This window comes from Bacillus sp. AG4(2022), assembly GCF_031844465.1.
Classification (GTDB): domain Bacteria; phylum Bacillota; class Bacilli; order Bacillales; family Cytobacillaceae; genus Bacillus_AB; species Bacillus_AB infantis.
The window spans coordinates 68,390-83,985 of record NZ_JAUZVH010000001.1; the positions used below are offsets into that span (position 1 = coordinate 68,390).

Consider the following 15,596-nt stretch of genomic DNA (forward strand, 5'->3'; position numbering starts at 1 on the left):
GTGCTGAAAAAATACTCGATAACTACCTCGATGCGGGATGAATTAGCAGAAATTACTGATACTGTAAGGGAATTTGCCTCAGATCAGGAACTCACTGAAGGAGCAATCCTTATATATTGCCCTCATACAACGGCAGGACTGACAATTAATGAAAATGCAGATCCAGATGTAAAAATTGATATGATCAACCGTCTCGATGAAACCTTTCCATGGAATCATTTAAAGGACCGGCATGAGGAAGGGAATACGGCCGCCCATCTGAAAGCTTCCTGCATGGGAGCTTCACAGCATGTCATCGTTACCGGCGGCAGTCTGCTGCTTGGTGTATGGCAGGGCATCTATTTCTGTGAATTCGATGGTCCCCGGGAAAGAACATTTTACCTTAAGGCCATTCATAATCGTGCAAAAGAGTAGGCAGGCGCTAAGGCGCCTTTTTTGTTTTGGTTTTTTGTGATAAAATTCAAAAGATTTGAATTTATGAAGAAAGAGGTGGAATGATGCCATTTAAGGGACCGGAAGCTTATGATGAGGAAGGGTTTTTCAGCAGCTATCTTTCCAGGAGATATCGGGCAGAGAGTCCGAATCATACAATGGAAGAGCCTGCCTTTTATTCTTTGGCCGGCAGCCCCTCAGGCAAGGAAATACTCGAAATTGGGTGCGGTGATGGCTCATATGCTGCCAGCCTGCTGGAAGCGGGATGTGCTTCTTATACTGGAATCGAAGGGTCGCAAAATATGGCCAGACTTGCACAAAAGCGGCTGGGGAACTCCAATGGAACAGTGATTCATAGCAGGATAGAAGATTATGAGTGGGAGCAGGAAAAATATGATTTGGTCTTATCCAGGCTGGTCCTTCATTACATAGAAGACCTTGGCCCGGTTTTATCCCACATCCGCTCAGCCCTGAAGCCTGGGGGCAGGCTAGTCATCAGCCTGCAGCACCCCCTTTTGACTTCTTCATTCAAAAGCACGGGCAGTGATGGAAAAAGAAAGGAATGGATCGTTGACGACTATTTTCTGACTGGAAAAAGGGAGGAGCCATGGATGGGGAGCTTAGTAGTAAAATACCACAGAACGGTTGAGAACTATTTTGGACTCCTCCAGCAGGCAGGACTGACTGTTGAAAGCTTGAAAGAAGCAGTTCCTCAGGAAGGATTATTTATGGATAAATCGGAGTATGAACGAAGAAGAAGGATACCATTATTCCTGCTGTTTTCCTGCAGCAAGCCATAATTATTGATAAGCCCTGCCGGGGATGCAGGGTTATTTCCCTCTCTTAATAATTGAATATTCTGTAAAATATGATAACATATTTGTAAGCCTTTTCAACACATTAGAAGGAGTGGGGAATATGCAGGGATTGCTTAATACAACAGTCGGAAAATTATTGGAAGAGAAATCACGGCTGCATCCGGGGCATGAAGCTGTAGTTTATCATACAGAAGGGCTGCGGATGACATACCATGAGTTTGACCAATATTGCCGGAAGGCTGCAAAAGGCTTAATGAAACTGGGCATTGAAAAAGGAGAAAACCTTGCTGTTTGGGCGGCAAATACACCAGAATGGCTTGCCTGCCAATTTGCCACAGGCAAGATGGGTGCTGTCCTTGTCACAGTGAACACGAATTACCAGGCTTCAGAGCTGGAGTATCTGCTTAAGCAGTCAGAGTCTTCCACTTTGATCCTTCAGGAGAATTACCGGGGTTCTTCTTACATAGACATGCTTTATGAAATTGTACCTGAGCTGAGGAAATCTGAGCCCGGCAAGCTGAAGAGCAAGAAGCTTCCCTTTTTGAAGAATATTATAGTCATGAGTAAAAACAGATATCCTGGAGCCTACTGCTGGGAAGATATCCTTCAATTATCAGAAGAAGTAAAAGACAGAGATCTCGACCGCCGGATGGAATTACTGGACCCAGATGATGTCATTAACATGCAATATACTTCAGGGACAACCGGTTTCCCTAAAGGCGTAATGCTGACACATGCTAACATCATCAATAACGCCTACCATATCGCAGGCTGCATGGAACTGGGAAAAGAGGACCGTCTATGCATTCCTGTCCCTTTTTTCCACTGCTTTGGATGTGTGCTTGGCACCCTCGCCTGTGTCTCTGTCGGAGCTACTATGCTCCCTGTCCGGGAATTCAGCCCGAAAGAGGTGCTGCTGACTGTCCAAAACGAAAAGTGCACCGGCCTTCATGGTGTACCGACGATGTTCATTGCCGAGCTTAACGACCCATCCTTTGGCGGATATGATCTTTCTTCACTGAGGACAGGGATCATGGCCGGCTCCAACTGCCCGATTGAGGTGATGAAAGCTGTCATTGAGAAAATGGGAGCGGCTGAAATTACGATTGCTTACGGACAGACAGAATCATCCCCAGTCATCACACAGACAAGGACAGACGACCCCATAGAACTTCGTGTAGAGTCAGTTGGGAAGGCGCTGCCGCATGTCGAAGTCAAGATTGTAACTCCCGGGACTTCACATGAAGTTCCCCGGGGGACCCAAGGGGAACTATGTACAAGGGGCTATCATGTCATGAAAGGCTACTACAACAACCCTGATGCAACAAAAGAGGCCATTGACAGTGAAGGGTGGCTTCATACAGGGGACCTTGCTGTTATGGATGAGAACGGCTATTGCAGCATCACCGGCCGCCTGAAGGATATGGTGATCAGGGGAGGAGAAAATATATATCCCCGTGAAATTGAAGAATTCCTATATACCCATCCCAAGGTACTGGACGTGCAGGTCACCGGGGTTCCTGACCCGGTTTTCGGGGAAGAGCTGATGGCATGGATCATCCTGAAGGAAGGGGAAACCGCCGGGAAAGAGGAACTCAGGTCATTCTGCCGGGGAAAAATATCCAGGCACAAAATTCCCCGGTATTTTGAGTTTGTCAAAGAATATCCGATGACAGCCTCCGGGAAAATCCAAAAGTTTAAATTAAGGGAAAAAGCAAGAGAGATTGCAGAAAAAGAACAAGGAGCCCTGTTACGGCATAAATAAGATACTTCCTTTTTCAATCAAAAGTCTGAATACTGTTCCTCCTTCCCGCCAATGCTGCAGAATGCTCTGCAGATTATAATGAGAATATCAAAAAGCGGGAGGCGCAGCATGATGTATGAAGATACTTATGTAATTGAGAAGCTCAGTCAATACAGGGGAAAGGAATTGGCAAGTATAGTGTTTTTAGAAAAGGAAAAAAAGGAAAAATATCCTTTTTACTGCCACTTTTCACTATTTAAGAATAGGCCGGCATGCCATTGCAGCCAGCTTAATCTGTAGCCAGGTAAAGCAGGGTCTTCATTAGCCCCTGCTTTCTATATTCTGTATAATAGGCGTAAGGCAGGAATGACGGGAATCAACATTTCATTTTATATCAATATGGAGGTTTGACATTGTCTTACGTAAAGCTGTTTGTGTACGGTACATTGAGAAAGCATGAAGAGAATCACTATCTGCTGGAAACCGGCAGGTGCCTGGCAGAGCAGGCATGGGTTTACGGGGAACTGTATGACACAGGGCTGGGCTATCCTTCCATGAAGGCTTCAGCCAATCAGAAAGTATACGGGGAATTATATGAAGTGCACTTGGATCAATTCAAGGACCTTGATGAATTGGAGGATTATATTCCTGGCCGGAAGGATAATCTCTATGACAGGGTGGAGCAGGACATCCATACGGATGCCGGCTCCCTCAGCGGTTTTGTTTATATATCCAACAGAGATGATCTTTTGGCGAAACCTATCCTTCATGGCGATTGGAAACTTTACAGATTTATGGAAGAACGCCCTGCAGACGTATTATATTTTGCTTACGGCTCCTGTATGGACGATGAACGCTTCAGACTGGCAAAGGTGGATCATTTTTTTCAGCAGATTATTGGATCAGGCACCTTAGAAGGCTACTCAATGAAATATCTTCTGGAGAGGCCGGACGGGGGCAGGGGAGATATCATTGAGGATGGCGGATTGACTGAGGGGATCCTTTACCGATTGCCATATGATGCAGTCGAATACCTGTTCATCCGTGAAGGTTTTCATGGAGGACTGTACAGGCCCGTTTTCGTTGATATCAAATCAGAAGGCATTTTGCATAAAAATGTCCTTTCCTTTCATGTTTATAATAAACGGGATGAGCTTGCACCTCCTGACCATTATGCTGCAGAGATCCTTCGGGGTGCAAAGGGGAGGCTAAGCGGGGAATATTTCAAGAAGCTAGAAGGAAAGATCGCTGCGCTCCGTTCCCAAAGCCCTTTAGCTGGCCAAAAGGAATAAAAATTTCTGCTAAAGCCTATCCATAGGTTTAATACTGGCTCCCAAGGTGGTAAATAACCTTTGCCATCATCTCAGAAAGAGGGTCAGCATATGAATATGATTATGGATAATGGCTTGCTGATTGAAGTAATCTATAAGAAAAAGCTTTATCAATACTTAGAATTCATCCGGCTAGATAATATTTGCCAAAAAACATATGTAACATGCAAGAATATAGTGACAGGTGAAATGTACACTTTCGATGAAGAATATATTGATAACATCATTACTAATATCCAGCCAAAACCGGATGAAGAGGAAAATCCAGTTGCTATATAGGCTCCCGATTCTTTATACTAAAAGGTGAAAAAGCTGAAGGAGTGGCAAAAGATGATCCATTTAGACTGGCATGAACGGCCAACATTAAAAACAGTAAAATGCGTCCATACGAATGCAGCCAAGTATATTGTGAACAGGGCGCTTACTGAGGGCAAAGAGTATGAAGTAAAAAATGAGACAGAAGAGTTTTATTTTGTCGTAGACAATTCCGGAAAAGTGAGCGGTTTTTATAAAGATTACTTTCAGGAAGCTTAAGAAGAGAGCTCCAGGCATATGCCTGGGGCTTTTTATTTTTGAAAAAGGATTTTTCTCAACCATTGTCGAATATAGTTTTTCTTAGCAGAACAGGAGGAGAACTTTTATGGCATTATGGATAGAACCGCCCATCCTTGAAGGAAAGACCGTCAGGCTGAGCCCAATGCATGAAGAACAAAGCAGTTTGCTGTGGGAGGCTGCTGATTATAAGGAGATCTGGGAATATACGGCGTCAAAAATCTTTAGCCTTGATGAAATGGAGGCAGATATCCAGAAAGCGGCGGATTTGGAGAAGGAAGGGAAACACCTGGCTTTTTCGGTGGCCCTGAGGGAATCCGGCAGGCTTGTGGGCAGCACCAGGTTTCTGGACATCCTGCCGGAAAATAAAACGCTTGAAATCGGCTCAACATGGTATACGCCAGATGTCTGGAGGACATCTGTGAATACGGAATGCAAGTTTCTCCTTCTTAGGCACGCTTTTGAACAATGGGATATGAACAGGGTCCAGCTAAAAACGGACAGCAGGAATGTCAGATCCCAGAAGGCAATTGAAAGGCTCGGTGCAGTTAAAGAGGGCATTCTTCGGAAAGACAGGATCATAGCAAATGGATACGCCAGGAATACTGTATTTTACAGCATCTTAAAAGAAGAATGGCCGGAAGTAAAAGAAAGGCTCATACAGAAAATGGTGCATATCTATCCTATTTAAGACTTGGAAATGTTTTTTCTGCAAGCATTATAAACTCCTGGTATAGCTGATCAACCGGTTTTCCGGCAATGATTGCATCCTGATAGGATTTTACGTGCTTATAAAACTCTGCATCCTCTGTTAAATAAACCGTTCTTGCAGAGTTTTCTCCCTGCATTGCCTGTTTGATTTCCTGTCTGGAGTTTTCGGCAAGCTGGTAATCATTACCTGGCTTTACCGCAACAAACGTGCGGTTATTCGTTTTAATCACGACAGCATCATTAACCATGTCCATACTGCTGATCCTATTAGAAGCATTTTCATCCAGGATCAGCCTGGGCGCTTCATTTTTCCCTTCATAAGATGTCCTTGTTGGATCTGTCAGCTTTGTGTTTGTTTCACTGTCTTCCTTCGGGCTGCTGATGAGATTTTCAGTCTGCTTGCTTCCCATATCCCTGATAGCAGTATCATCATATGTATCTTTTTCATTAATTCCGCAGCCGGGGAGAACAGAGAGGGCTGCAAATCCCGTTAGAAATAGTCTTTTGCTGATCAAAATCCCACATCCTTTCTATTCTTCATTATTTCAGAGTTCCATGCCATTTATACAAAAAAGAAGCATGAAGGTTTCCCTCATGCTTCTTTCAATATTACTTAGATATTTCCGCTTCTTTGGCTGCAGGAGCCGTCTGATAAAGCCTGCGTCCGATAAGGGTCTGCACGATAAGGAATGTTCCTCCTACAGTCCAGTATAATGGCAGGGCTGCTGGAGCGCTGAAGGAGAAGACCACAATCATGACCGGCGAGAGCAGTCCCATGAACTTCATCTGGTTCTGCTGCTGGACCGGCATATTGGCCTGAGTCACTTTAAACTGCAGATAGTAGACTATGCCTGCTGCAGCTGTTATGAGCAGATCAGGCTGTCCAAGGTTGAACCATAGAAAAGAATGGGTAGCAATTTCATGAGAACTTCTGATGGCATAGTAAAAGCCCATCAGAATAGGCATTTGAATCAGGATAGGAAGACAGCCCATATTGAGCGGGTTGACTCCATGCTTGCGGTAAAGGGCAAACATTTCCTGCTGCAGCTTTTGCTGTTCTTTTTGATCTTTCGTCTTTTTCAACTGGGCCTGGATCTTGTCCATTTCCGGCTTCAGCACATCCATTTTGCCTTTCATATCCTGCTGCCTTTTGTACTGCTTAAGCATAAGCGGCATAAGGGCCAGGCGGATGATCAGCGTAATAAGGATGATGGATAAACCGAAATTGCCATTAAATAATTCAGCGACCATATGGATGGCACTTGCAAAAGGCTGGACCAGATAGGTGTTGAAAAAGCCACCACTCTGCTGGCCGGGCTGTGATGCCTGGCATGCGGAAAGAAGGATAGCTGTCAAAGATAGAACAAGAAATGCAGCAGGATTTTTTTTCAATTTCAATTTAATTCCTCCATTAGTTTAAATTTTAGATAGCAAATTTAAGCAAAATGGAGGAGTCTGCATCCTCGGAGTCGCTGCCCGATCCTTCCTTGGCGCGTATATATTTGGCAATCCAGCGGAGAAGCGGGCTGAAGGGCCTGCCGCATGCTTCGTAAAGCTTAAGGCTTCCAGAACCGGCGCCCAGCTCGGCTGGCTTGCAGGTAGATTCCATGAAAGAGTATTCAATATTCCATGCCCATAAGAACTTTACTGTAAGGCCAAGCATGAAGCTCGCATACAAAGTATATTCAGCCGGAATATTTGTAAAATCCATTAAAAAATCAAACATTCATTCACCCCATACATTAGTAGGCCAATACTGTCATTATATGCTATTTCAGCACTAAAGGCAATGTTGCCCGGCGGCGGCCCAACTGATTCAGCAGGCTGCAGATTCTTTTTAAACGAAAGAATGAATAGGATAAGTTATAGCAGATTAACAGAGAGGAGGAAAAGGGTGGCAATAAAAAATAAATATATCTTTCTACTGAAACTTGCCCTGCCAGCATTATTTTTCATTGTCTTAGGATATGAGGCTAAAGGCATGCTCTCCAAATTGGACTGGGATGCTTCTGCCGGATTGGCCCGCAGTCTTTCATTCCTGGATTTGCTCTATATATTTGCTCTTGGAATCGCCGCCCTTTCTCCAATGTACTTTTACGATGTTGTACTGCTTCAGATGTTTTCTGTCCATATACCGAAAACAAAATTATTCTTTTATTCACTTTCAGCTAACGCGTATTCCAATATCGTGGGTCTGGGAGGCATAGCGGGTGCCACCCTCAGGACATATTTCTATAAGAAATATCTGCCGAAGGACAGTCCGCTGGTCTTGACGGCTGCCAAGCTCTCGTTCTTCTTTTTAACCGGTCTTTCTCTTTTTGCAATTGCTGTCCTAACCAATTCTGCAGGGCCCCTGGATGGCTGGGAGAGTGTGCCCTTATGGGCGATTGCACTTTATAACCCGCTTTTTTTGGCACTTTACTGGCACCGGAAGCCTTTTTGGGATATTCCCGGAAACCGGAAAGGCTTTGTATCTGAGCTGGTTGCCATTTCAATCTTTGAATGGCTGTTCATCGTCCTATGCATATGGGGGATATCCCATACAATCGGGGTGAACATATCCTTTTTTCAGCTGTTCCCAATTGTCATCATCGCGCTGTGTACTGGAATTATCAGCATGATTCCGGGCGGAGCAGGATCTTTTGATCTGATCTTCCTCTTAATGATGCAGAGGGAGGGGGTTGCAGGTGAAGCTGCCATGCTCATCCTGTTTTTGTACAGGCTCAGCTATTATCTATTCCCAGTCCTTCTAGGAACACCGTTTATTGTAAAGAAAATACTGGGAAAATAAAATGGCTGCCCTCATAATGGACAGCCCTCAATTTTTATTATATTATGCAGACTCTTTTACTGCGGGTCCTGACGTGAAGAGGAGCCTTGCACTCACAAGCCTTCGCCTTACAATGATCCCGGCCCAGGCTGCCAGGGCCGCTTTTATGACTCCTACAGCAAGGAAAGGCGTAAATCCTCCTGCTATTGCAGCACCCCATCCAAGCCCTGCTGCAATCTTAAGCCAGGCAGTTCCAAAAATGAGGGTAACGAACATCCCGATTATGTTGGCCACTAAAGCATGCTTGAAGGTAAAACCCGTTTTTTCAATATACAGCCCGGTGATAAAAGCGGCAGGAATAAAGCCGACAAGATACCCTCCCGTTGGACCGGCCAGCTTTGAAATGCCTCCTGAAAATTCAGCAAAAACAGGAACACCGGCAGCGCCGATAATCAGATAAAGAATAACCGATAAAGTTCCGTAACGGGAGCCAAGTATGGTAGCTGCCAGTCCGACTGCCAGCGTCTGGCCGGTAATTGGCACGAGAGGCAGCGGGACAGTAATCTGTGCCAGCACCCCGATGATCGCTGCAAATAATGCAGTCACAATCATTGACCTAAGTTTAAGTTGATCTTTCGTCATCATGATTCTCCTTTTCAGTAAACTATAATCTTATGTATGTTAACAATTAAAATGTAAACCTTTCAGAATTTAATGTCAACCAAAAAATATATAAGTTTACTTAAAAGTAAAGTCCGGCTTCATGAAGCCGGACTGACGGTTCTACTTCCATATATATTCAATCATACGCCCCTTAAATAGATTGGTATCAATATTGCAGGCTTCGGCATCTAGTCCATATTGCCAGCCCAACACAGCTGACCCTTCCGGTGCTTCCGGACTGTAGGCAGGTGCCTCGCTTTCAGTGGAAATCCCAGCTTGAGGATAAGCTGTCCAAATAATTACATTCTCCTTCAATCCCGCTGAGTCTGCGGCAGCATTATTATAAGCGGCATACAGAGTGCTGTTGCTGGAAAAAACACCATAAATCCCTGCCTCATATGGAGATTCACTCATAGCGCCGTAATAGCCTCTAATAAAGTCAGAGTCAACCGGATAGTCAGGTTCTATATCAGCAAAAATGGCTGTACCATCCGGAACCCCCAGCTCACTGGCAAGCTGAATCCCCAGATTCCCTATTTCTGTTCCATTTTCCATGCCTGTAGCATCTGTGAATTGGTTATTGATCAGCAGGATTCCGGCATTATTGGATTGCAGAAAGGCCGCTTCCTCTTTTGTCAGTCCTTGTGAAACTCCTTCTTTAGTTCCCAGATATCTTCCCCAGATCTGAGGGTTCCCAAAGTTATCTCTAACACAGGAAAATAGTTCCTCTGTCGTCAGGCTGGCGGAATCGACTCCCCACACCACCGATTCGGGATCGGTCTCATTTCCGCCGCTGTCATCTCCCTTTGAAGGACCCCAGTGGAAAATAATAAAAGGAATGGCCGCTATCAGAAGGACCGGGATCAATACAGCAAAGAACTGCTTCCAATTAATCATCTGTCACACTCCTTTCATCGTTACATGATATTCTCAGGCCCGGGAGTGTGCTTGGGCTGTCAAAGATTCTGAGCCGGTTGCAGGGCTTTATAAGAGTAAATAGCTTGAAGTTGGGGTATCATCGTAAAAGATGAACCATTTTGGAGAAAGCTCCGGGATGATTCCTTCCATGAATTGGCTTATAATAGATTTATTCTTAAAGAGCAAGGGAGGAATTCTGTATGAAAAAAGCATTAATCAATATTGATTACACTTATGATTTTGTAATCGGAGCCCTGCCGTGCGGCAAGCCTGCCCAGGAAATCGAAGAATACATAACAAACCTTACTGAGACTTTCATAAAGGAAGGGCATTATACCGTTTTTGCCATTGATCTCCACAAAGAAAATGATCCTTTTCATCCTGAAACAGAGCTTTATCCGCCCCATAACATAGAAGGTACTAAAGGGCGGGATTTATATGGCAGCCTGAAAAATGTGTTTATGCAGCACCAGAGTAAGGAAAATGTCCACTGGATGGACAAAACGCGCTATAGTGCCTTTGCAGGAACTGATCTTGAACTTAAGCTGAGGGAGCGGGGGATTGAAGAGCTCCATCTGGCAGGGGTCTGTACCGATATCTGTGTTCTTCATACAGCTGTGGATGCTTATAATAAAGGGTATAAAATCATCGTGCATGAGAAGGCGGTCGCAAGCTTTAACCAGGCAGGACACAGCTGGGCACTGGAGCATTTCAAAGGCAGCCTGAATGCTTTGGTAATAGAGTAATCATTGGAGGTAGGACATGAAAGGAAAGTATCTGGACGACAGTTTGACTCTTCATACTGACTTATATCAAATCAATATGGCCGAAACATACTGGGAGGATGGCGTTCATAACCGTAAAGCGGTGTTTGAGCTATTTTTCCGGAAGCTACCGTTTGGAAACGGCTATGGTATTTTTGCCGGCCTTGAACGGGTAATAGGCTATCTCGAAAATTTCCGTTTTACTGAAACAGATATCGATTATTTAAGGGATGAGCTTCACTATAAAGAAGATTTCCTTGAGTATCTGGCAGAACTGCGATTCACCGGATCTGTCCGTTCAATGGCAGAAGGTGAACTTGTTTTCGGAAACGAGCCGATCATGAGGATTGAAGCTCCGCTTGCCCAGGCGCAATTGGTCGAAACGGCGCTTTTGAATATTATTAATTACCAGACCCTTATTGCAACCAAGGCTTCCCGCATCAAGCAGGTGGTCGGCGAGGAAACTGCGATGGAATTCGGAACGAGAAGAGCACAGGAAATGGATGCTGCCATCTGGGGAACAAGAGCGGCCTATATAGGAGGCTTCAACGCAACCTCCAATGTGCGGGCCGGGAAGCTGTTCGGCATTCCTGTTTCCGGTACACATGCACATGCGCTTGTACAGGCTTACCGGGATGAATATACTGCATTTCACAAATATGCACGCCGGCATAAAGACTGTGTATTCCTGGTAGATACTTATGACACCCTGAAATCCGGGGTTCCAAACGCCATTAAGGTAGCGAAGGAACTTGGCGATAAAATCAACTTTATAGGGATAAGGCTGGACAGCGGCGACCTTGCCTATCTTTCAAAAGAAGCCAGAAGGATGCTGGATGAAGCCGGGTTCCCGAATGCAAAGATAGTAGCATCAAATGACCTTGATGAATACACCATCATGAACCTGAAAGCCCAGGGTGCAAAAATAGACACATGGGGCATCGGGACAAAGCTTATCACGGCTTATGAGCAGCCAGCCCTGGGTGCCGTTTATAAGCTTGTGTCCATTGAGGATGAAGAAGGTAACATGAAAGACACCATCAAAATCAGCGGCAATCCTGAAAAGGTCACAACCCCTGGCCTGAAAAAGGTTTACAGGATCATCAATACGGCTAATCAAAAATCAGAGGGCGACTATATTGCTATGGAGAATGAACGGCCCGAAGAAGAAGAAAGGCTGAAAATGTTCCATCCGGTCCATACCTTTATCAGCAAATTCATCACCAGCTTTAAGGCACAGGAGCTGCATCATGATATTTTCCGTGATGGGAAGCTTGTATATGAAACCCCTGAGCTCAACAAGATACAAGCTTTTGCAAAGAGCAATCTGCATGTGCTCTGGGATGAATACAAGCGCTCCCTCAATCCTGAGGAATATCCGGTTGATTTGAGCACATTATGCTGGGAAAACAAAATGCGCAATATTGAGCAAGTTAGAGAAAAGGTGAAACGGAATCAATAGAGGAGGAGAAACAAAATGAATCTGCAAAAAAGAATTATGGAAGAGTTAAATATAAAGCCAGAAATTAATCCTTCTGAAGAAATCAGAAATAGAGTCCAATTTTTGAAAGATTACCTGGTGGCCTCTCAGGCAAAAGGCTATGTGCTCGGAATCAGCGGCGGACAGGATTCAACCCTTGCCGGCAGGCTGGCCCAGATGGCAGTGGAGGAATTGAGGAGTGAAGGGCATGAAGTGCGCTTCATAGCCGTCCGCCTTCCGTATGGAGTGCAGCAGGATGAGGATGACGCACAGCTTGCTCTTTCATTCATCAAAGCCGACACTGAATACTCTTTTAATGTAAAAAATGCTGTAGATGCCGTTAAAGAAGAATTTGACACCATCACAAAAGGCGAGCCTTTGTCTGATTATCATAAGGGTAATGTAAAAGCCAGGATGCGCATGATTGCCCAGTATGCTATTGGCGGCCAGGAAGGACTTCTTGTCATCGGCACAGACCATGCAGCAGAGGCAGTTACCGGCTTCTTTACGAAATATGGCGACGGCGGAGCAGACATACTTCCTCTAACAGGTCTCACGAAACGCCAGGGTAAGGCGCTCCTGAAGGAAATGGGTGCAGAAGAACGCCTCTATCTCAAGACCCCTACCGCCGACCTTCTAGATAATAAGCCGGGACAGGCGGATGAGACTGAGCTGGGGATCAGCTATGATGAGCTGGATGATTACCTGGAAGGAAAAGAGGTTTCACCTGAATCTGCCGAAAAGATCGAAAAGAGATACCTGATCACCGAACATAAAAGACAGCTGCCTGCTTCCATGTTTGACAGCTGGTGGAAAAAATAAAAAACGGACCTATGGCAGAAACGCCGGACAGAGCCAGTAAATACTAAGAAAAGCCGTCCAATCAGTGGACGGCTTTTCTTACTTTGGAAGTCTGGATTTAAGTTCTTCAGCGAATGCCTGCGGTTCATCAGCGTCCAGAACAATCCGGTCAGCCTGCTGGACTATTCCGAAAGGCATCAGTACTTTTCCCGGCTCTTTAAGCCTGATTTCAATCTGAGGCTTTTCCTGCATAAAGTCGATGGCCCTTGCATCATAGAGAGTTTGCAGTTCTTTTTTTGTAAACTTTTCGGGACCTTCGTAGAAAGATATGCTTTCAATATTGCTGAGCTTCACTTCCATGCTTTTGGAAAGCCCTGTTTGCAGCAAAAGGACTTCTTGTGTCAATAGATAAGGGGTCAGCCGCATTGCATGCAGCTCTCCGATGAAATATAAAACTGCATACACATTCAATATAAGAAGAATATAAGAAATAACCGCATTCCATTGATGCAGAAAGAAGTGCAGTCCAACCGATTCAAGAACTGTTGCATGAATCAGCATGATGTAAACGGCCGTTGAGCTTTTCTTTTTATGATAGGTAAATACAGTGCCAGTGTCTGTCAGAGGCTTTCTTTTCCAAGAAAATAAGGAATAGTGGAAAAGGGCGATTTCAGACATTAAAAGCCTGAGAGCCGCTGAATCAGAAAAATACTTTCCGGCTGCTTTGTCCAAATTGTATTTCAGAAAAGAATCATGGGTGTTCCGCCTATTAAGTTCTTTATAAAATTGCCATATTTTTTGTTTGTTTCCCAGTATTGCAGCCGAGAAGATAAAGATCTCCCCGAGAATAAGCATAAACTGCAGCATATTGGCTGATTGCAGGTGCCCGTCAGGGATAATCACTTGTGAGAGTACATAAGCGGCAAAAAGGACGGGGCTTAAATATAGAATAGAGTGTTTTCTCCTTAAAAGGAGAAAATAAACCAAAGCCGGCAGGACAATATACAAATCCGCCAAAGTGCCCCAATAAACTCCCTTAGGGACAGGAGCTAAATAAGATGTCCGATAAAGCAGGCAATTTGCTGCGATTACCATGCCTGCAAGTACTGCAAAAGTAGCTTTATCATACCTTTTAATGGACAACAACATAGTTCTCACCTCATTTCCATTATATAGGAATTGATGGAGTGCAAGAAGGCCTTTGAGTGCAGCTTTGTGAAACATTTATGAATATTTGACTCCACTTCCAGGTTTCATCAGAGAGGGCAAATCCCGCAAAAATGGCCAGGAATTACCGCTGGCTCTGAGACTATCTATCTGGTTAAATAGCAGTATGAAAACATTACTGAAATATTCTATCATTTTATTGCTTTCCGTCACCTTTGTCTTTGGAACGCGCTTAACAGCGGACGCTTCAACCGTACATACAGTACAAAAAGGGGATACGATGTGGAAAATAGCCCAGCAGTATCAGGCGGGCATTACAGAAATCATCAATCTGAATTCCCATATCACAAACCCTCATTTCATTTATCCGGGCCAGAGGATCACCATTCCTTCAGCAGCAGCCGAACAATCTGCCGAAGAACAGGTAGTCCAGCTGGTAAACAAAGAAAGGGCGAAATACGGCCTGAAGCCACTTAAGTCCAACTGGGAGCTCTCAAGGACTGCAAGGTACAAATCCCAGGATATGATCAACAAAAACTATTTTGATCACAACTCTCCAACCTATGGTACACCATTTGATATGATGAAGAGCTTTGGAATTTCCTACAGGACAGCAGGGGAAAATATCGCTGCCGGACAATCCACACCACAGGCTGCAGTCACCGCCTGGATGAACAGTGAAGGCCACCGCAAAAACATCCTCAGCAGCAGCTTCACCGAAATCGGCGTCGGATATGCCAAAGGAGGCAGCTACGGGCATTACTGGACACAGATGTTTATTGGGCGATAGGAAGGCATTGGCTATACTGAACAGCAAATGTATCTTGGAAAAAGAGGGTTCCAGCCTGATGCGCTGGAATCCTCTTTTTATTTAATCGGGGAACAGAACAGAGGTTTATTCATTGAGTTGAAATTTTGCTCGGGCAAACTGGACTGTATAGGGCGAGTGTCTCAGTCGGCTGATCAAAAGCCCTCTGAATTGTGGAGTGTTTGCGGGGGGTCTTAGTCGGGTGAACTAGTACCCTCTGATTTGAAAATTGCTAGCCTGAGGGTCTTAGTCGGCTGTACTAGTGCCCTCTGATTTGAGAATTGCTAGCCTGAGGGTCTTAGTCGGCTGAACTAGTAACCTCTGATTTGAGAATTGCTAGCCAGGGGGTCTTAGTCGGCTGAACTAGTACTCTCTGATTTGAAAAATGTTAGCCAGAGGGTCTTAGTCGGCTGTACTAGTGCCCTCTGATTTGAAAATTGCTAGCCAGAGGGTCTTAGTCGGCTGAACTAGTACCTTCTGATTTGAAAAATGCTTGCCAGGGGGTCTTAGTCGGCTGTACTAGTGCCCTCTGATTTGTAAAATGCTAGCCAGAGGGTCTTAGTCGGGTGAACTAGTACCCTCTGATTTGAAAATTGCTTGCCAGAGGGTCTTAGTCGACTGTACTGGATCTCGCTAA

The 15,596-nt window shown here is 44.8% G+C and carries 18 protein-coding genes; 12 read left to right on the forward strand and 6 right to left on the reverse strand.

Annotated elements, in window-relative coordinates:
* The 7 genes from Q9R36_RS00360 to Q9R36_RS00390 all read left to right on the forward strand — a co-directional run bounded on the left by Q9R36_RS00360 (nt 1) and on the right by Q9R36_RS00390 (nt 5,568).
* A complete protein-coding gene (locus Q9R36_RS00360; protein WP_165352533.1) occupies nt 1–414 on the forward strand; it encodes a secondary thiamine-phosphate synthase enzyme YjbQ in 414 nt (137 codons plus the stop codon).
* Nucleotides 415–497: 83 nt separating this feature from the next.
* Complete coding sequence (locus Q9R36_RS00365; protein WP_180827257.1) at nt 498–1,232, forward strand: class I SAM-dependent methyltransferase; 735 nt, start codon at nt 498–500, stop codon at nt 1,230–1,232.
* A gap of 127 nt (nt 1,233–1,359) precedes the next feature.
* Nucleotides 1,360–3,015, forward strand: a complete 1,656-nt coding sequence (locus Q9R36_RS00370) for an AMP-binding protein (protein ID WP_035402570.1) — start codon at nt 1,360–1,362, stop codon at nt 3,013–3,015.
* A 392-nt stretch (nt 3,016–3,407) separates the two neighbouring features.
* Entirely contained in the window at nt 3,408–4,286 is an 879-nt protein-coding gene (locus Q9R36_RS00375) for a gamma-glutamylcyclotransferase (protein ID WP_094768999.1), read from the forward strand.
* A 60-nt stretch (nt 4,287–4,346) separates the two neighbouring features.
* Entirely contained in the window at nt 4,347–4,604 is a 258-nt protein-coding gene (locus Q9R36_RS00380) for a hypothetical protein (protein WP_129612184.1), read from the forward strand.
* A 51-nt stretch (nt 4,605–4,655) separates the two neighbouring features.
* Nucleotides 4,656–4,859, forward strand: a complete 204-nt coding sequence (locus Q9R36_RS00385; RefSeq protein ID WP_009793789.1) for a DUF6501 family protein — start codon at nt 4,656–4,658, stop codon at nt 4,857–4,859.
* 106 nt (nt 4,860–4,965) lie between these two features.
* Complete coding sequence (locus tag Q9R36_RS00390; protein WP_009793790.1) at nt 4,966–5,568, forward strand: GNAT family N-acetyltransferase; 603 nt, start codon at nt 4,966–4,968, stop codon at nt 5,566–5,568.
* On the opposite strand, the gene Q9R36_RS00395 is transcribed toward Q9R36_RS00390, so the two are convergent.
* From Q9R36_RS00395 to Q9R36_RS00405, 3 genes are all read right to left on the reverse strand, one after another.
* The gene (locus Q9R36_RS00395) at nt 5,561–6,103 is read right to left on the reverse strand and encodes a YhcN/YlaJ family sporulation lipoprotein (RefSeq protein ID WP_009793791.1); all 543 of its coding nucleotides are present in this window, start codon (nt 6,101–6,103) and stop codon (nt 5,561–5,563) included. The two genes, Q9R36_RS00390 and Q9R36_RS00395, sit on opposite strands and share 8 nt — an antisense overlap.
* Before the next feature lie 94 nt (nt 6,104–6,197).
* Complete coding sequence (yidC, locus tag Q9R36_RS00400; RefSeq protein ID WP_311224373.1) at nt 6,198–6,986, reverse strand: membrane protein insertase YidC; 789 nt, start codon at nt 6,984–6,986, stop codon at nt 6,198–6,200.
* A 25-nt stretch (nt 6,987–7,011) separates the two neighbouring features.
* Nucleotides 7,012–7,314: a hypothetical protein gene (locus Q9R36_RS00405; RefSeq protein ID WP_311224374.1), complete on the reverse strand. Its 303-nt coding sequence runs from the start codon at nt 7,312–7,314 to the stop codon at nt 7,012–7,014.
* A 168-nt stretch (nt 7,315–7,482) separates the two neighbouring features.
* Between Q9R36_RS00405 and Q9R36_RS00410 the strand changes: the two genes are divergently transcribed.
* A complete protein-coding gene (locus Q9R36_RS00410; RefSeq protein WP_022543862.1) occupies nt 7,483–8,379 on the forward strand; it encodes a lysylphosphatidylglycerol synthase domain-containing protein in 897 nt (298 codons plus the stop codon).
* Between the two features lie 42 nt (nt 8,380–8,421).
* Here Q9R36_RS00410 and Q9R36_RS00415 read toward each other — a convergent pair whose 3' ends face one another.
* Nucleotides 8,422–9,000 carry a biotin transporter BioY gene (locus Q9R36_RS00415; protein ID WP_311224629.1) on the reverse strand — a complete coding sequence of 193 codons (579 nt, stop codon included), beginning with the start codon at nt 8,998–9,000 and terminating at the stop codon, nt 8,422–8,424.
* 141 nt (nt 9,001–9,141) lie between these two features.
* Nucleotides 9,142–9,918, reverse strand: coding sequence for a glycoside hydrolase domain-containing protein (locus tag Q9R36_RS00420; RefSeq protein WP_129612188.1), 777 nt, complete (start codon nt 9,916–9,918; stop codon nt 9,142–9,144).
* Nucleotides 9,919–10,139: 221 nt separating this feature from the next.
* On the opposite strand from Q9R36_RS00420, the gene Q9R36_RS00425 reads away from it, so the two are divergent.
* Genes Q9R36_RS00425 through nadE form a run of 3 tightly spaced genes read left to right on the forward strand, consistent with a single transcriptional unit; the run spans nt 10,140 to nt 13,005 of the window.
* A complete protein-coding gene (locus tag Q9R36_RS00425; RefSeq protein WP_009793798.1) occupies nt 10,140–10,685 on the forward strand; it encodes a cysteine hydrolase family protein in 546 nt (181 codons plus the stop codon).
* Nucleotides 10,686–10,701: 16 nt separating this feature from the next.
* Nucleotides 10,702–12,165 (forward strand): nicotinate phosphoribosyltransferase, encoded by a 1,464-nt coding sequence (locus Q9R36_RS00430; RefSeq protein WP_009793799.1) that lies wholly within the window; start codon nt 10,702–10,704, stop codon nt 12,163–12,165.
* A 15-nt stretch (nt 12,166–12,180) separates the two neighbouring features.
* Complete coding sequence (gene nadE / locus Q9R36_RS00435) at nt 12,181–13,005, forward strand: ammonia-dependent NAD(+) synthetase (RefSeq protein ID WP_009793800.1); 825 nt, start codon at nt 12,181–12,183, stop codon at nt 13,003–13,005.
* Between the two features lie 78 nt (nt 13,006–13,083).
* On the opposite strand, the gene Q9R36_RS00440 is transcribed toward nadE, so the two are convergent.
* The gene (locus Q9R36_RS00440) at nt 13,084–14,133 is read right to left on the reverse strand and encodes a hypothetical protein (RefSeq protein ID WP_311224375.1); all 1,050 of its coding nucleotides are present in this window, start codon (nt 14,131–14,133) and stop codon (nt 13,084–13,086) included.
* Between the two features lie 184 nt (nt 14,134–14,317).
* Between Q9R36_RS00440 and safA the strand changes: the two genes are divergently transcribed.
* Complete coding sequence (gene safA, locus Q9R36_RS00445; RefSeq protein WP_009793802.1) at nt 14,318–14,941, forward strand: SafA/ExsA family spore coat assembly protein; 624 nt, start codon at nt 14,318–14,320, stop codon at nt 14,939–14,941.
* Nucleotides 14,942–15,596: the final 655 nt, after the last annotated feature.

What these genes read in the sequence shown, in the direction of transcription:
- Q9R36_RS00425 (WP_009793798.1), top strand. Translation starts at nt 10,140, where the DNA reads ATGAAAAAAGCATTAATCAATATTGATTACACTTATGATTTTGTAATC.
- Q9R36_RS00385 (WP_009793789.1), top strand. Translation starts at nt 4,656, where the DNA reads ATGATCCATTTAGACTGGCATGAACGGCCAACATTAAAAACAGTAAAA.
- nadE (WP_009793800.1), top strand. Translation starts at nt 12,181, where the DNA reads ATGAATCTGCAAAAAAGAATTATGGAAGAGTTAAATATAAAGCCAGAA.
- Q9R36_RS00415 (WP_311224629.1), bottom strand. Translation starts at nt 9,000, where the DNA reads ATGACGAAAGATCAACTTAAACTTAGGTCAATGATTGTGACTGCATTA.
- Q9R36_RS00440 (WP_311224375.1), bottom strand. Translation starts at nt 14,133, where the DNA reads ATGTTGTTGTCCATTAAAAGGTATGATAAAGCTACTTTTGCAGTACTT.
- Q9R36_RS00405 (WP_311224374.1), bottom strand. Translation starts at nt 7,314, where the DNA reads ATGTTTGATTTTTTAATGGATTTTACAAATATTCCGGCTGAATATACT.
- Q9R36_RS00430 (WP_009793799.1), top strand. Translation starts at nt 10,702, where the DNA reads ATGAAAGGAAAGTATCTGGACGACAGTTTGACTCTTCATACTGACTTA.
- Q9R36_RS00390 (WP_009793790.1), top strand. Translation starts at nt 4,966, where the DNA reads ATGGCATTATGGATAGAACCGCCCATCCTTGAAGGAAAGACCGTCAGG.
- safA (WP_009793802.1), top strand. Translation starts at nt 14,318, where the DNA reads ATGAAAACATTACTGAAATATTCTATCATTTTATTGCTTTCCGTCACC.
- Q9R36_RS00420 (WP_129612188.1), bottom strand. Translation starts at nt 9,918, where the DNA reads ATGATTAATTGGAAGCAGTTCTTTGCTGTATTGATCCCGGTCCTTCTG.
- Q9R36_RS00365 (WP_180827257.1), top strand. Translation starts at nt 498, where the DNA reads ATGCCATTTAAGGGACCGGAAGCTTATGATGAGGAAGGGTTTTTCAGC.